The 13603-nt window shown below is 64.4% G+C and carries 16 protein-coding genes; 8 read left to right on the forward strand and 8 right to left on the reverse strand.

The features are described 5' to 3' along the window. The first annotated feature begins 82 nt into the window (after positions 1-82). Positions 83-904: a posphoenolpyruvate synthetase regulatory kinase/phosphorylase PpsR gene (gene ppsR, locus AC1DMS_RS09160; RefSeq protein ID WP_012746955.1), complete on the forward strand. Its 822-nt coding sequence runs from the start codon at positions 83-85 to the stop codon at positions 902-904. Here ppsR and ahpF read toward each other — a convergent pair. Together ahpF and ahpC are read right to left on the reverse strand one after the other, a co-directional pair. Further along, a complete protein-coding gene (gene ahpF, locus AC1DMS_RS09165) occupies positions 898-2469 on the reverse strand; it encodes an alkyl hydroperoxide reductase subunit F (RefSeq protein ID WP_012746954.1) in 1572 nt (523 codons plus the stop codon). The genes ppsR and ahpF overlap by 7 nt on opposite strands. A gap of 90 nt (positions 2470-2559) precedes the next feature. After that, complete coding sequence (gene ahpC, locus AC1DMS_RS09170; RefSeq protein ID WP_007830764.1) at positions 2560-3123, reverse strand: alkyl hydroperoxide reductase subunit C; 564 nt, start codon at positions 3121-3123, stop codon at positions 2560-2562. Between the two features lie 262 nt (positions 3124-3385). Between ahpC and bfr the strand changes: the two genes are divergently transcribed. Further along, entirely contained in the window at positions 3386-3862 is a 477-nt protein-coding gene (bfr, locus tag AC1DMS_RS09175) for a bacterioferritin (RefSeq protein ID WP_012746953.1), read from the forward strand. A 27-nt stretch (positions 3863-3889) separates the two neighbouring features. Here bfr and AC1DMS_RS09180 read toward each other — a convergent pair whose 3' ends face one another. From AC1DMS_RS09180 to AC1DMS_RS09195, 4 genes are read right to left on the reverse strand one after another with little or no spacing between them, the layout of a single operon-like run. After that, on the reverse strand, positions 3890-4444 hold the full coding sequence (locus AC1DMS_RS09180) for a cytochrome b/b6 domain-containing protein (RefSeq protein WP_478180898.1): 555 nt from the start codon (positions 4442-4444) through the stop codon (positions 3890-3892). An 11-nt stretch (positions 4445-4455) separates the two neighbouring features. Next, the gene (locus tag AC1DMS_RS09185; protein WP_369664344.1) at positions 4456-4752 is read right to left on the reverse strand and encodes a PepSY domain-containing protein; all 297 of its coding nucleotides are present in this window, start codon (positions 4750-4752) and stop codon (positions 4456-4458) included. A gap of 37 nt (positions 4753-4789) precedes the next feature. After that, on the reverse strand, positions 4790-5476 hold the full coding sequence (locus AC1DMS_RS09190; protein ID WP_478180899.1) for a Fe2+-dependent dioxygenase: 687 nt from the start codon (positions 5474-5476) through the stop codon (positions 4790-4792). A gap of 19 nt (positions 5477-5495) precedes the next feature. Further along, complete coding sequence (locus AC1DMS_RS09195; protein WP_478180900.1) at positions 5496-7760, reverse strand: TonB-dependent receptor; 2265 nt, start codon at positions 7758-7760, stop codon at positions 5496-5498. Between the two features lie 305 nt (positions 7761-8065). On the opposite strand from AC1DMS_RS09195, the gene AC1DMS_RS09200 reads away from it, so the two are divergent. From AC1DMS_RS09200 to hemP, 5 genes are all read left to right on the forward strand, one after another. After that, positions 8066-8338, forward strand: coding sequence for a (2Fe-2S)-binding protein (locus AC1DMS_RS09200; protein ID WP_018903007.1), 273 nt, complete (start codon positions 8066-8068; stop codon positions 8336-8338). A gap of 108 nt (positions 8339-8446) precedes the next feature. Beyond that, positions 8447-9148: an energy transducer TonB gene (locus AC1DMS_RS09205; RefSeq protein WP_412556318.1), complete on the forward strand. Its 702-nt coding sequence runs from the start codon at positions 8447-8449 to the stop codon at positions 9146-9148. Positions 9149-9170: 22 nt separating this feature from the next. After that, a complete protein-coding gene (locus AC1DMS_RS09210; RefSeq protein ID WP_012746947.1) occupies positions 9171-9887 on the forward strand; it encodes a MotA/TolQ/ExbB proton channel family protein in 717 nt (238 codons plus the stop codon). A 4-nt stretch (positions 9888-9891) separates the two neighbouring features. Beyond that, complete coding sequence (locus AC1DMS_RS09215) at positions 9892-10305, forward strand: ExbD/TolR family protein (protein ID WP_478180901.1); 414 nt, start codon at positions 9892-9894, stop codon at positions 10303-10305. Positions 10306-10400: 95 nt separating this feature from the next. Then, on the forward strand, positions 10401-10613 hold the full coding sequence (gene hemP, locus AC1DMS_RS09220) for a hemin uptake protein HemP (RefSeq protein WP_018903010.1): 213 nt from the start codon (positions 10401-10403) through the stop codon (positions 10611-10613). Between the two features lie 176 nt (positions 10614-10789). On the opposite strand, the gene AC1DMS_RS09225 is transcribed toward hemP, so the two are convergent. Further along, a complete protein-coding gene (locus AC1DMS_RS09225) occupies positions 10790-11197 on the reverse strand; it encodes a GlcG/HbpS family heme-binding protein (protein WP_012746944.1) in 408 nt (135 codons plus the stop codon). A 165-nt stretch (positions 11198-11362) separates the two neighbouring features. Here AC1DMS_RS09225 and AC1DMS_RS09230 point away from each other — a divergent pair, with 165 nt between their 5' ends. Further along, positions 11363-12064 carry a Bax inhibitor-1/YccA family protein gene (locus AC1DMS_RS09230; protein ID WP_012746943.1) on the forward strand — a complete coding sequence of 234 codons (702 nt, stop codon included), beginning with the start codon at positions 11363-11365 and terminating at the stop codon, positions 12062-12064. 60 nt (positions 12065-12124) lie between these two features. Here the strand turns inward: AC1DMS_RS09230 and rlmD are convergent, their stop codons facing one another. Further along, positions 12125-13573: a 23S rRNA (uracil(1939)-C(5))-methyltransferase RlmD gene (gene rlmD, locus AC1DMS_RS09235; RefSeq protein ID WP_478180902.1), complete on the reverse strand. Its 1449-nt coding sequence runs from the start codon at positions 13571-13573 to the stop codon at positions 12125-12127. Positions 13574-13603 lie beyond the last annotated feature (30 nt).

The following is a 13603-nucleotide window of genomic DNA, read 5'->3' on the forward strand; positions in this document are numbered from 1 at the left end:
AAGGCGGATTCCCGATAATGGCCCGGATTGTAGGCGTGGCGAGATTGCACGCGCCGCAGGACAAGGCCGCAAGAGCAACACCATGCACACACGCACCGTTTTCTTCATTTCCGACGGCACCGGCATCACCGCTGAAACATTCGGTAACGCCGTGCTGGCCCAATTCGAGATGAAGCCGCGCCATGTGCGGCTGCCGTTCACCGACACGGTCGACAAGGCGCACCAGGCGGTGCGGCAGATCAACCACACGGCCGAACTGGAAGGTGTGCGCCCCATCGTCTTCACGACGCTCGCGAACATGGAAGTGCTGGAGGTGATCGAAACCGGCTGCAAGGGCATGCTGCTCGACATGTTCGGCACCTTCGTGCGGCCGCTGGAGATCGAGCTGGCGGTGAAGTCGAACCACCGCATTGGCCGCTTCAGCGACGTCAGCAAGAGCAAGGAATACGACGCCCGCATTGCGGCCATCGATTTCAGCCTGGCCCACGACGACGGCCAGAGCAACCGGGACCTCGAAGGCGCCGACGTGATCCTGGTGGGCGTGAGCCGCAGCGGCAAGACGCCGACTTCGCTCTACCTGGCAATGCAGCACGGCCTGAAGGCGGCCAACTATCCGCTGATTCCGGAAGACTTCGAGCGCAAGCAATTGCCGCCGGCGCTGATGCCGCACCGCAAGAAGATCTTCGGCCTCACGATCCAGCCCGAGCGCCTGAGCCAGATCCGCAACGAGCGCCGGCCGGATTCGCGCTACGCCAGCCTCGAGAACTGCCGCAACGAGGTGAGCGAAGCCGAGGCCATGATGCGCCGCGCCGGCATCCGGTGGCTCTCCACGACCACCAAGTCGATCGAGGAGATCGCCACCACCATCCTGCAGGAGCTGAAGCCGGAGAGGCTGGTCTACTGAGCCGCCTGCTCGGCCGGGGCCGAGGTCCGGATCAGGTGATCGAAGGCGCCGAGCGCCGCCTTCGCCCCGTCGCCGGCCGCGATGATGATCTGCTTGAACGGCACGGTCGTCACGTCGCCCGCGGCAAACACGCCCGGCACCGAGGTCTGGCCCCTGGCGTCGACCACGATCTCGCCGTGCTTTGTCAGCTCGACCACGCCCTTGAGCCAGTCGGTGTTGGGCACCAGGCCGATCTGGATGAACACGCCTTCGAGTTCGACCTTCTTCAGCTCGCCCGTCGCGCGGTCCTTGTAGACCAGGCCGTTGACCTTCTGGTCGCCGGTGATCTCGGTGGTCTGCGCGTTGGTGAACACGTCGACGTTCTTCAGGCTCTTGAGCTTGCGCTGCAGCACGGCGTCGGCGCGCAGCTGCGTGTCGAACTCGATCAGCGTGACATGGCCGACGATGCCGGCCAGGTCGATGGCCGCTTCGACGCCCGAATTGCCGCCGCCGATCACCGCCACGCGCTTGCCCTTGAACAGCGGGCCGTCGCAGTGCGGGCAGTAGGCCACGCCCTTGTTCTTGAACTCGTGCTCGCCCGGCACGTTGATGTTGCGCCAGCGCGCGCCGGTCGAGATGATGATCGATTTGCTCTTGAGCGAAGCGCCGCTCTCCAGTTGCACCTCGATCAGGTCCTTGCCCGGAACCAGCGCCTTGGCGCGCTGCAGGTTCATGATGTCAACGTCGTAGTCGCGCACATGCTCTTCGAGGGCGTGGGCGAACTTCGGTCCTTCGGTTTCCTTGATCGAGATGAAGTTCTCGATGCCCAGCGTGTCGAGCACCTGGCCGCCAAAGCGCTCCGAGGCCACGCCGGTGCGGATGCCCTTGCGCGCCGCATACACGGCCGCCGCCGCGCCGGCCGGGCCGCCGCCGACGATCAGCACGTCGAACGGGTCCTTGGCGGCGATCTTCTTCGCTTCGCGCTCGACGCCGCTGGTGTCGATCTTCGCGAGGATCTCTTCCAGGCTCATGCGGCCCTGGCCGAACTCGGTGCCGTTCAGGAACACGGTGGGCACGGCCATCACCTGGCGTTCCTTGACCTCTTCCTGGAAGGTGCCGCCCTCGATCATGGTGGTGCGGATGCGCGGGTTCTGGATGGCCATCAGGTTCAGGGCCTGGACCACATCGGGGCAGTTGTGGCAGGTGAGCGAAACGTAGATCTCGAACTCGAAGTCACCGTCGAGCGCGCGGATCTGGTCGAGCACCGCCTGCTCGACCTTCGGGGGATAGCCGCCGATCTGCAGCAGTGCAAGGATCAGCGAGGTGAATTCATGGCCCATCGGCAGGCCGGCAAAACGCGGGCCGTGGTTCTCGCTCGGGCGGTTGACCGAGAAAGAGGGCTTGCGATGGTTGTCGTCGCGGCTTTCGGTCAGCTTGACCAGCGGCGACGCTTCGGCGACGTCCTTCAGCAGCGACAGCATTTCGCCCGAGGCCTTGCTGTCGTCGAGCGAGGCGACGATCTCGATCGGCTGCGTGGCGCGTTCGAGGTAACTCTTCAATTGGGCTTTGGTGCTGGCGTCGAGCATGACGGACTCTCTTTCGATAACTGAAAACTATCAACTGGGGACAAAAAAGCCCGGGGCCGCGTGAGCGCCCGGGCTTTCGCGCGGGGGCGCTTAGATCTTGCCGACGAGGTCGAACGACGGCGCGATGGTCTTGTCGCCTTCGTTCCACTTGGCCGGGCAGACTTCGTTCGGGTGGGCGGCGGTGTAGACCGCTGCCTTCAGCTTGCGCAGGGTTTCCTTGACGTCGCGGGCGATCTCGTTGGAGTGCACTTCGGCGGTCTTGATGATGCCTTCCGGATTGATCACGAAGGTGCCGCGCAGTGCCAGGCCTTCTTCAGGGATGTGCACACCGAAAGCGTTGGTCAGCGTGTGGGTGGGGTCGCCCACCAGGGGGAACTTGGCCTTGCCGACGGCCGGCGACGTGTCATGCCACACCTTGTGCGAGAAGTGCGTGTCGGTGGTCACGATGTAGACCTCGGCACCCAGCTTCTGGAACTCGGGGTAGTTGTCGGCCGCGTCTTCGACTTCGGTCGGGCAGTTGAAGGTGAAGGCTGCGGGCATGAAGATCAGCACGGACCATTTGCCCTTGAGCGTCTCGTCGGACACATCGATGAACTTGCCGTTGAGGTAGGCCTGGGTCTTGAAGGGTTGGACTTGGGTGTTGATCAGGGACATGGTGATTCCTTGGATGCTGCAGGTGGACAAAAATAAGTGCGAGCCATGAGTATAACTACCAATCTCATATTTTCAATAGTTATGGGCTATTGAAAGTATTGGAGCTTGCTATGTTTGCGATCGGCTCCACGCTGTTGTTCGGCAGGCCGCAATACGAACGTGTATCACCATCACACGCATGCAGACCGGTTCAGCATGGGATTGCTTGCAAGGGCTCGCCCGCCCCTTTCACAATCGGTGCTTTCAGAACAAGGAAAAGAACATGAAGGGCGACCCCAAGGTCATCGAACATCTGCAGGCGCAGCTCAAGAACGAGCTCACTGCCATCAACCAGTACTTCCTGCACTACCGCATGCTCAAGCACTGGGGCCTGGACAAGCTGGCCAAGAAGGAATACGAGGAATCGATCGGCGAAATGAAGCACGCCGACAAGCTGATGGACCGCATCTTCATGCTCGACGGCCTGCCGAACCTGCAGGACCTGGGCAAGCTGAACATCGGCGAGGACGTGCCCGAACTGCTGAGCTGCGATCTGGGCGCCGAAACCGGTGCGCAAGCCACCATCAAGGACGGCATCGCCTACTGCGAGACGGTGCGCGACTACGTTTCGCGCGACCTGCTGCAGGAGATCCTGGACGACACGGAAGAACACATCGACTTCCTCGAAACCCAGATCGATCTGATCGACAAGGTCGGCGTGCAGAACTATCTGCAATCGCAGATGGGCGAGATCAGCTGATCCGGCAAGGCCGGAGCGACGTAGTTCTCAATCGACGTCGCCCGGCTCCGGCGGGCGCTTGTGCCCGCTGAGCATGGCGGCCGCCAGGTTTTCCCGGTGCCGCCAGCTCGTGAAGGCAACACCGGCCAGATGCAGGGCAATCAGTGCCACCAGCGTCCAGGCCAGGCTGCGGTGGAGCCATTCCACCCAGGCCAATCCCCAGAACACGTCGAGCGAGTACATCCAGCCCGTGACGCCCACCGCCGCCACCGTGGCAAGCAGGGCTACGGCCATCCAGCCGCCCAGCGGGTTGTGGCCCAGATAGCGCCTTTCGCGCCGGGCCAGCACCTCGGCCGCGTAGCGCCGCACCTGCGCGGGAGACCGGACGAACTGCCGGAACCTCGCATGGCGCCCGCCCCACCAGCCGCCGATGCAGCGGCCGGCGATCAGGGCCAGCGCCGCGTAGCCCGCCAGTTCATGCAGCCGCAGCAACGCCTCGCCGCTGAACCATGCCGCGGCAATGGCTGCGACCAGCGCCCAATGCGTCGCGCGCAGCCAAAGCGCCCAGACCTGCACCGGCGGACGCCCGGGAACCGCACGCACCGCGCGCTTCCTCAGGACGGCTGCTTCACCTGCCCTACCTTCTCGAAGGTCTTGGGATCGAAGAAGGCCTCGGTGCGCTGGCCCTTCTCGTCGAAGCCGTAGACCTCGTAGCAGCCATTGAAGTTCTTGACCTGGCGAACCTTCCAGCCTTCGCTGGTCAGCTTGCGCTGCAGCTCCATCTGCGGGCGCATCTCCGCCTTGGGAACCGGCGCGCACTTGACCGCGTCGTGATCGACGAACTGGGCGGAGGCCGGCGCAGCCCAGAGGACCGCGGTGGCGGCGGCGGTGAAAAGAAGCGACTTGTTCATGAATGATCTCCTGGCGTTGCAGGCGCCGCGCCGCGGCTCAGACGTCGAGCCACATGCGCAGCAGGTTGTGGTACGTGCTCGTGAGGCCGATCACGCCGGAATCGGTCTCGCCATATTGGCTGCGAAGATGGCGCAGGTGGTTGTCCATCTCGAACAGCAGGCGGCGCTGCTCGTCGCTGCGCACCATGCTCTGGATCCAGAAATAGCTCGCGGTGCGGTAGCCCCGCGTCACCGGCAGCACCCGGTGAACACTGGTGCCTGGATACAGCACCATGTCTCCGGCCGGCAGCTTGACGCGCTGCACGCCGAAGGTGTCCTCGATCACGAGTTCGCCGCCGTCGTATTCGTCGGGCTCGGCCAGGAACAGGGTGCACGAGATGTCGGTGCGCACCCGGCCCGAGCCGTCGCGCAGGAAACGGACGGCACTGTCCACATGGTTGCCGAAGCTGTTGGACGCACCGCCGTAGCGGTTGAACAGCGGCGGCGAAATCTGCTTGGGCAGCGCGGCCGAGAAGAAAAGCTGGTGCCGCTCCAGGCCGCGCAGCAGCAGTTGCTGCAGCGCGCGGGTTTCTTCGCAGTCTTCCCTCAACTGTTCGTTGTTCTTCGCATGCGCCGACTGGCTGCCGGCGGTGATCCGGCCGTCGTCCCAGGGGGCGTCGGCGAGGATCCCGCGGGCCTCGCGCAGCTCCTCGGAGGTGAGCACCTGTTTGATGTGCAGCAGCATGGCCCCGAGGATAGTCCGATCAGAAGCGCACGCCGACCGTGCCGAGCACCTGGCGCTTGGCGCCCAGGATGGCAAAGCCCGGATACAGCTGATCGCCGTAGGCCTTGTTGCTGAGGTTGTTGATGTTGATCTGCGCGTACACGTCCGGCGTGAACTTGTATTCGAGCATTGCATCGGCCACGACATAGCCCGGCACGCGGGCGGTCGCCGACGCGGCGCCGGTGGTGCCCGTCAGCGGCCGGTTCTCGGTCGCGCCATGCGCGCCCAGTGCGATGCGCAGCTTCGGCGTTGCCTGGTAGCTGACCCAGACCGCACCCGACTGCTTGGGCGTGAGACCCACGCGCTGGCCGACCGAGGCCTGCGCCGCAGCCGCGCTGCCGGCCTGGTCGATCTTGGCGACCGGCATCCAGGTGTACGAAGCGTAGACCTCCCACTGCCGGCCCAGGCGGCCGACCACGTCGAGTTCGACGCCTGCGGTGTGCCGCTTGCCCGAGAGCGTGTAGGCCGAGCCGGCAAAGTCGGCATCGGTGGTGCGCTCGTTGTACTTCTCGGTGCGGAAAATCGCGCCGCGCGTGGAGAGCGCGCCATCCAGCCAGTCGAGCTTGGCACCCACTTCGAGGTTGCGGCTCTTCTCGGGCGGCGTGTTGGCGTTCTGCGGCGTGACGTACTGGTAGGTGTCGGCCGAGGTGTTGAACGAGGTGCCGTACGACACGTAGTACGACTGGGAATCGGAGGGCTGGTACATCACGCCGCCGCGGTAGCTCCACGGCGAGTTCGACAGGTGCGTGCTGGTGACGCTCAGCGGCGTGCTGCTCACTGCGCCAGTGCGGTAGTTCAGCTGCTCGAAGTCGCCCTTGAAGCTGTCGTAGCGAATGCCGCCGAGCACCTTCCAGTGCGGCGCGACCTGGACCAGGTCCTGCACGTAAAGGCCGTAGGCCTTCGCGTCGTAGTTGCTCGAATTGCGCCATTGCGGCGACAGGCCGGTGCCGACCAGGCCGGCTCCGTCGTCGGGTGTACCGACGCGCGTGGGCGGACGGATGCCGAGCGTGCTGCCGTTGTTCTGGAAGCGAACGGCCTCCTCCTTCGAGGCATCGATGCCGGCCAGCAGCTCATGCTTCACGCCGAGCGCATCGAAGGCCAGGCTGTAGTCGCTCTGCGCATAGGTGCCCTTGTAGCGGTCCTTGCGTGGCGTGAGGCTGCTGCGCGTGAGGAAGGTCGACGGATCGAGCGCCGTGACCGCCCGGGTGCCGGCCGGGCAGGTTCCAGCCGCCGTGGGAAGCGCGCCGCAGGCGCCCACCGCCGTGCTCCATTGCGCCCGCTCGAACACGCCGCTGCGCACTTGCGTGCGCAGTTCGCCGCCGTTGGCGAACCTGTGCTTCCATGCGCCGTGCACGTAGTTTGCCTCGCCGTCGACGAAGTCCGCCGAGGTGCCGTAGAAGTTGCCGGGCTTGACCGGCGCCAGGCTGCCGTTGACGTAGCGCACGGCCGACATCGGCACGTTGTTGTTCTTCAGGTGGAACAGGCCCACGGTGAATTCGTCCGCGGTCCCCAGGCCCCAGCTGTACGAGGGTGCGATGCCGTACTTGTCGATCTTCGCGCCGCCGTTGTCGGCCTTGTTGTACATCGCGTTGATGCGCAGTGCCGAGGTCTCGCCGGTGCGCACGTTGAAATCGGCGGTGGTGCGAAAGTAGCCGCCACTGCCCAGCGTGCCCACGACGTCGGTCTGGTCGGCCAGCAGCGGCCTCTTGCTCACCTGGTTCACGACGCCGCCCGTGGAGCCGCGACCGAAGAGCATGGAGGCCGAGCCGCGCATCACTTCGACGCGGTCGAGGTTGAAGGTGTCGCGGTCGTACTGCGAGGGGTCGCGCATGCCGTCGATCATCAGGTCGCCGGTGCTGGCGATCGGGAAGCCGCGCAGCCGGATGTCCTGGTCGGTGCCGTTCTCGGTCGCGGCAAAGGTGATGCCCGCCGAATAGTGCAAGGCGTCCTTCAGCGTGTCGAGCTTGACGTCGTCGATCAGCTTTTCGGTGATGACGTTGATCGACTGCGGAATGTCGCGGATGTCCTGCGTTCCCTTGCCGATGTTGGTCTTCCTGGTCTGGACCTGGTCCTTGCCCTGGACTTCGGCCTGCTCGGTCACCGTCACGGTTCCAAGCGTGCCGCCCTGCACCGGCGCTTCAGGCGTCTGCGCCCAACTGCTGACAGAGGCGGCCAGCATCAATGCGCCGAAAGGCAGCATCGCTGCTTCGCGCGGCACGCCGGTCGCCGCAGGCGTGCAAGACATGGGATGCGGCGCACGAGCGCGCCGACGGGCAGCATTGGACAAGAGAACCTCCCGAAAAGCCAAACGGCTGGTTTGAATGGCTGGCTGGGCCGGTGCTTCACCGGTGGTGGCTTGCCGAAATTTGGCTGGAGTGTAGGGCGAAGGTAGTCCGAATCATTCGCACTTAGATTCTCGTGTTGCGAAAATGCTACTTTTTCCCAACGAATACCGAAGACTTCTTTGAGGGATAGTTATTGAAAATGCGAGGGATTCGTATTTATAATCGGCCGAACCCTAACCAGCCAGCCACTGCCGCTTTCACCACCATGATCGTTTGCGTCTGCCGCCGAGTCTCCGACCGCGAAATCGCACGTCACGTGCGCGCGGGCATGACCTTCGACGAAGTCCAATTCGAACTTGGCGTGGCCACCCAGTGTGGCCAGTGTGAAGGCTGTGCGCGCGATATCGTCGCGCAGTGCAGCGCCTCCCACCCGGTCGCCGCGTTGAACCGCGAATCGGGAACGAGTGCGATCCAGCTTGCCACCTCCATTTCGGAAAGCAAGGCATGGAACTCTTCTCGGCACTCGGCGGCAGCCTGATCCTCGTTGCAGGCTCGGTCTGGTGGATCTTTCGTAAGTAAACAGTAGTCGTAGCGGTTTTGCTGCAATCGAGGCACGCTCCGTGGGTGCCCGCATTCGAATTGGTTGATCGTGTCTGACCGCTTTGCCCCTCCCCCCTCCGTACTGGGCCTCTCGCGCAATGCACTCATTGCCGGGGGCGTGATCCTGTTTCATGCAGCCGCGCTGTGGGCGCTGCAAAGCGGCCTGCTGCGCCGCGCTGCCGAAGTGGTGATCCCCGTTGAAATCCTGAGCCAGTTCGTCGAGCCGCCCAAGCCGGCCGAACCGCCGCCTCCTCCTCCACCGCCGCCTCCGCAGCGCAAGCCCGAGGCGGTCAAGCCGCCGCCGCGGCCGGTGGCCATCCGCGAGCCGAAGCCCACACCCGCGCCCAGCGCGCCGGTCGGCGTGCCCGAGCCTCCGCCGCCCGCGCCGGTTGCGGAAGCTCCCGCTCCCACGCCGCCCGCGCCTCCCGCTCCGCCGCCGGCGCCGCCTGCACCACGGACGATCGAAATCTCGGAAGGCCAGACGCGCTACGTCCGGGAACCCAAGCTCGTGTATCCCAGCATGAGCCGGCGTCTGGGCGAGTCGGGCACCACTGTGGTCTCGATCTATTTCGACAGCGAAGGCTTTGCCAAGCGCGTCGAGCTCTTCAAGTCCAGCGGATTCGAGCGACTCGACGAAGCGGCGCTCAGCGCCGCCCGCACCGCCCAGGTCACGCCCTTCAGGCAAACGGGAGGCAATGCACAGACCACCTACCTGCTGCGGGCTCCCTTCTCATTCAAACTGAACTAATCTTTCTCTGGAGCAACTTCGTATGGATTCCCAATTCGGCTTGATGAACGTCTGGAACCAGGGCGATTTCGTCACCAAGGCCGTCGCGCTGCTGTTGATCGGCATGTCGCTTGCGTCGTGGATCGTGATCATCATCAAGGCGCTCGACGTCATCAAATACAAGCGCCTTGCCAAGCATTCGCAGGACTTCTGGCATAGCGAAGACTTCGCCACCGCGCTCAACAAGCTCGGCAAGGACGACAGCAACCCGTTCCGCGCCCTGGCACTCGAAGGCCGCGAAGCGGCCGCGCACCACCGCAACACGAAGGCCCATCTGCACGATGCACTGGACGTGAGCGACTGGATCACGCGCGCGCTGCGCAACGGCATCGATGCCTTCACCGCGCGCCTTCAGACGGGCCTCGCCATCCTGGCGTCGGTCGGTTCGACGGCACCGTTCATCGGCCTGTTCGGCACCGTCTGGGGCATCTACCACGCGCTCATGAGCATCAGTACGGCCGGCCAGGCCACCATCGACAAGGTGGCGGGCCCGATCGGCGAAGCACTGATCATGACGGCGCTGGGCCTTGCGGTGGCCATTCCGGCGGTGCTGGGCTACAACGCGCTGGTGCGCGGCAACAAGTTTGTTCTCACCAAGCTCAACAGCTTCGCCCATGATCTGCACGCCTACTTCGTGACGGGCGCGCGCGTGCAAAGCGGTGGCGGCGACGCCATCGTGGTTCCGCTCAAGAAGGGCTGAGATCATGGCTTTCGGAACCCAGGACGAGCCCGATGAGGTGATGAACGAGATCAACATGACGCCGCTGGTCGACGTCATGCTGGTGCTGCTGATCATCTTCATCATCACGGTGCCGGTGATGAAACACGCAGTCAACATCGACCTGCCCCGCGCCACCAGCGAGCCCGAGCAGCCCAAGCCGCAGAACATCCTGTTCAGCATCACGGCCGACGGCAGCTACTACTGGAACGAGCAGAAGATCGACGACGCGGAACTGCCCGCCCGCCTCGCCGCCGAGGCCGCCAAGGATCCGCAGCCCGAACTGCACATCCGCGGCGACAAGGAAGTCCGCTACGAGCGCGTGGCCAAGGCGATGTCGGCAGCCCGCGAGGCCGGCGTGCGCAAGATCGGCTTCATTACCGAACCCGACGCGAAATAAGTCACTGAATGGCCTTAAAAAAAGTTGATCGCGGTGATTGACTTTTTATTGCGAATCATTATCATTCACTCATCGCTTCGATAAGGGAATTTCAGATGCAAGCCAAACCGAACGCCTTTTCTGTTCTGAGCCATCCTTCGCTCGATCAATCGGGTGGCGGACATGCGTCCATCCAGGCACCGCGCCCGGCGCCCATGGTCGAAAGCACGGAGCTTCTGAAAGGAAGCAAGACCGTGGGCATCATGCACAACGGTTCCCTCTACAGGCTACAGGCCACCAAACTCGGCAAGCTGATTCTTACCAAGTAAGACCTCAGCCCGCCCTTCGCGCAAGTTTCATCGTGGGGCGACTTGAGGAGATTCATCTCCGAGGGTCGTTTTTTGCTAGCCAACGGTTCGCCGACTAGCCAAGCTTTTTTTCACGCTGGATATCCAACAAAAACGCCGACTCGAAGTCGGCGTTTTGCTTTGGCGCTTTCGAAAGCTCAAAGACCGAGGGCTGCAATGCCTGCCTTGGCAATCTGGGCGTCCTCGTTCGACTTCACGCCGCTCACGCCGACGGCGCCGATCACCTGGCCGTCCTTCACGATGGGCACGCCGCCCTCGAGCAGGCCCTGAACCGCGGGCGCCGTGAGGAACGCGCTGCGGCCGCCGTTGATGATGTCTTCGTAGACCTTGCTCTCGCGGCGGCCCATGGCTGCGGTGTGCGCCTTGGCGGGCGCGATGTGGGACGACAGTGCCGCGGCGCCATCCAGGCGCTGGAGCCACAGCAGGTTGCCGGCATCGTCGGAGATGGCGATGGTCACAGCCCAGTTGTTCTTGAGGGCCTCGGCTTCGGCAGCGGCGGCAATGGCCTTGACATCGGCGAGTTCGAGGAAGGACTTGGTCTTCATGGTGAGAATCAGGTTGCGTAAAACCCGACAGCATAACGGCCAACAGTGCCCTGGGCACCCTTGCGCTTAGGACCATCGTCCATACGGTCTTTGTGCCGCCCCCCTCTTGCAGCCCCCTAGAATGCGCCCAACTGCGTGATTGCAGCAACCAAAGGAGCTACGGCCATGAACGACCGCGTTACCACCCTCGACACTTCCGCCGGCTACGGCCAGGCGCTGCCGCAGGCTGAGCGCCAACGCGTCCTGCGCAATACCTACTGGCTGCTGGCGCTGAGCATGCTGCCCACCGTGCTGGGCGCCTGGATCGGCGTTGCCACCGGCATCACAAGCTCGCTCACGGGCGGCCTGGGCCTCATGGTTTTCCTCGGCGGCGCCTTCGGCTTCATGTTCGCCATCGAGAAAACCAAGAACTCGGCCGCCGGCGTGCCGGTGCTGCTGGGCTTCACCTTCTTCATGGGCCTGATGCTGTCGCGGCTGATCGCGATGGTGCTGGGTTTCAAGAACGGTTCCGAGCTCATCATGACGGCGTTCGGCGGCACCGCCGGCGTTTTCTTCGTGATGGCATCGCTGGCCACGGTGATCAAGCGCGACCTGTCCGGCATGGGCAAGTGGCTCTTCGTCGGCGCCATGGTGCTGATGGTGGGTGCCATCATCAACGTCTTCGTCGGCTCGAGCGCCGGCATGATGGCCATCTCGGTGGCGGCCATCGGCATCTTCTCGGCCTTCATGCTCTATGACCTGAAGCAGATCATGGATGGCGGCGAAACCAACTACATCAGCGCCACGCTCGCGCTCTACCTTGACCTGTTCAACGTGTTCCAGAGCCTGCTGGCCCTGCTGGGCATCGCCGGCGGCGAACGCGACTGAGCGAACAGCGAACAAGGCGCCGTGTGCGCCAATGAAAAAGGGCCCCGAGGGGCCCTTTTTTCATGCCAGGTCGAACACCGCAATCGACTCGACGTGCGCCGTGTGCGGGAACATGTTGATCACCCCCGCGAACGTGCAGCGATAGCCGGCCTGGTGCACCAGCAGGCCGGCGTCCCGCGCCAGGGTGGACGGGTTGCAGCTCACGTAGACGATGCGCTTGGGCGGTGTCCAGCCATCGGTTCGAAGCTCGGGCTGCAGGTGCAGGTCGGCCATGGCCTTGGCCAGCGCGAAGGCGCCTTCGCGCGGCGGGTCGACCAGCCACTTGTCGGCGCTGCCATCGGCCACCAGCATGGCGGGGGTCATTTCGAAGAGGTTGCGGGCCACGAACCGCGTCGCCGACAGCGCCCGCCTGGCGGAGGTGGCGGGCTGGTTCTTGCTGAAGTTGTCGCTTGCGCGCGCGACCAGGGTGTCGCTGCCCTCGATGCCCAGGACCTCGCGCGCACGGCTGGCCAGCGGCAGGGTGAAGTTGCCCAGGCCGCAGAACCAGTCGATCACGCGCTCGTCGGCCTGCACGTCGAGCAGGCGCAGCGCCTTTCCTACGAGGGCGCGGTTGATGTGCGGATTGACCTGCGTGAAATCGGTGGGCTTGAACGGCATCGTCACACCGAACTGGGGCAGCTCGTAGGACAGCGGCATGCCGCCTTCTTCGAGCAGCTTCACGGTGTCCGGCCCCTTGGCCTGCAGCCACCACTGGACGCCGGCGTTCTGCGCCGCAAAAGCCTTCAGGCGGCCGATGTCCGCATTGGAGAGCGGCTCCAGGTGCCTCAGCACCAAGGCGATCGTGCCGAGCGAGGTGGTGCCGGGGGCATCGCCGCAGGCGAGCTCGATCTGCGGGCAGGTCTCGCGGGCGTCCAGCGAGCCGATCAATGCGCGCAACGGCATCAGCATGTCGCTGACCTGCTTGGGCAGCACCGGGCATACCTGCATGTCGGCGAGGTACCGGCTCTTGCGCTCGTGGAAGCCGATCAGCACCGTGCCCTTCTTGACCACATGGCGCACCGAGAGCCGGGCGCGATAGCGGTAGTGCCAGGCCGGCCCTTCCAGCGGCCGCAGCACGTTGTCGGGCCGCACCTTGCCGAGGTGCCACAGGTTGTCCTCGAGGGCGCGCTGCTTCACCGCGACCTGCGCCGCCTCGTCCAGGTGCTGCATCTTGCAGCCGCCGCAGGCACCGGTGTGCAAGCCGAAATGCGGGCAGCCGGGCTGCACCCGCTGCGACGATTCGCGCCGGATGGCCGTGACCGTGCCCTGCTCCCAGTTGTTCTTGCGGCGATGAACGTTGAACTGCACTTCCTCGAAAGGCAGGGCCCCTTCGATGAACACGACCATGCCTTCGGCGTTGTGCGCCACGCCTTGCGCGTCGAGGTCGAGCGACTCGACCTTGAGCCATTCGCCCGCCGCGGTGGCCGGGGTTTTCGCGGGGACTTTCTTTTCTTCGATGGATTCCGTCATCCCCCGATTGTCTCAGCGCCGGCCCTGCCC

The organism is Variovorax sp. 05T418 (genome assembly GCF_056396385.1).

Excerpts from the sequence above, each read along its gene's own strand:
- ppsR (WP_012746955.1), top strand. The coding sequence starts at position 83 with ATGCACACACGCACCGTTTTCTTCATTTCCGACGGCACCGGCATCACC.
- ahpF (WP_012746954.1), bottom strand. The coding sequence starts at position 2,469 with ATGCTCGACGCCAGCACCAAAGCCCAATTGAAGAGTTACCTCGAACGC.
- ahpC (WP_007830764.1), bottom strand. The coding sequence starts at position 3,123 with ATGTCCCTGATCAACACCCAAGTCCAACCCTTCAAGACCCAGGCCTAC.
- bfr (WP_012746953.1), top strand. The coding sequence starts at position 3,386 with ATGAAGGGCGACCCCAAGGTCATCGAACATCTGCAGGCGCAGCTCAAG.
- AC1DMS_RS09185 (WP_369664344.1), bottom strand. The coding sequence starts at position 4,752 with ATGAACAAGTCGCTTCTTTTCACCGCCGCCGCCACCGCGGTCCTCTGG.
- AC1DMS_RS09190 (WP_478180899.1), bottom strand. The coding sequence starts at position 5,476 with ATGCTGCTGCACATCAAACAGGTGCTCACCTCCGAGGAGCTGCGCGAG.
- AC1DMS_RS09195 (WP_478180900.1), bottom strand. The coding sequence starts at position 7,760 with ATGTCTTGCACGCCTGCGGCGACCGGCGTGCCGCGCGAAGCAGCGATG.
- AC1DMS_RS09200 (WP_018903007.1), top strand. The coding sequence starts at position 8,066 with ATGATCGTTTGCGTCTGCCGCCGAGTCTCCGACCGCGAAATCGCACGT.
- AC1DMS_RS09210 (WP_012746947.1), top strand. The coding sequence starts at position 9,171 with ATGGATTCCCAATTCGGCTTGATGAACGTCTGGAACCAGGGCGATTTC.
- AC1DMS_RS09215 (WP_478180901.1), top strand. The coding sequence starts at position 9,892 with ATGGCTTTCGGAACCCAGGACGAGCCCGATGAGGTGATGAACGAGATC.
- hemP (WP_018903010.1), top strand. The coding sequence starts at position 10,401 with ATGCAAGCCAAACCGAACGCCTTTTCTGTTCTGAGCCATCCTTCGCTC.
- AC1DMS_RS09225 (WP_012746944.1), bottom strand. The coding sequence starts at position 11,197 with ATGAAGACCAAGTCCTTCCTCGAACTCGCCGATGTCAAGGCCATTGCC.
- AC1DMS_RS09230 (WP_012746943.1), top strand. The coding sequence starts at position 11,363 with ATGAACGACCGCGTTACCACCCTCGACACTTCCGCCGGCTACGGCCAG.
- rlmD (WP_478180902.1), bottom strand. The coding sequence starts at position 13,573 with ATGACGGAATCCATCGAAGAAAAGAAAGTCCCCGCGAAAACCCCGGCC.